The sequence below is a fragment of the Clostridioides sp. GD02377 genome (genome assembly GCF_045899875.1).
GTDB lineage: Bacteria > Bacillota > Clostridia > Peptostreptococcales > Peptostreptococcaceae > Clostridioides > Clostridioides difficile_A.
In genome coordinates this window covers 1-400 of record NZ_JBJODA010000085.1, presented here as the reverse complement: position 1 = coordinate 400, position 400 = coordinate 1, and the positions used below count along the sequence as shown (strand labels likewise).

1 protein-coding gene is annotated in these 400 nt (G+C 24.5%); it reads left to right on the top strand.

Annotation, left to right across the window (positions count from 1 at the left end; translation table 11 throughout):
• Positions 1–99: 99 nt before the first annotated feature.
• A partial coding sequence (locus Q3304_RS20955; protein ID WP_407815348.1) for a hypothetical protein occupies positions 100–400 on the top strand: 301 nt, incomplete at its 3' end.

Sequence of the window (400 nt, the reverse complement as noted above, 5' to 3'; positions counted from 1 at the left end):
GCTGAAAATAATATTTTAAGAAATAAGGTTGAATCTTTAGAAGAAGAAAATAAGCAGCTTAAAGAGAAAAATAAGCTTACTAAAAAGTAGGTGAAAGTTATGGGAAATAATATAATTGATGATATAGAAAAAAGACTTGAAAGCTTTGAATATACATTAAAAGATGGAGATAAGTGGTTAATAGGTTTTGTTAAAGAAAAGATAGAGAATATCATTAAACTAGATTGTAACATAAATGAAATTCCAAAAGAATTAAAAAATATTGAAATAGATATGATAGTTGGAGAAATTCTATTTACTAAGAAAAATATGGGTCAATTAGATATAGAAAGTCTTAATTTTGAAGTTGTAGAAAAGTCTATATCAGAAGGTGATACAAAGATAGACTTTGCTATAGGAA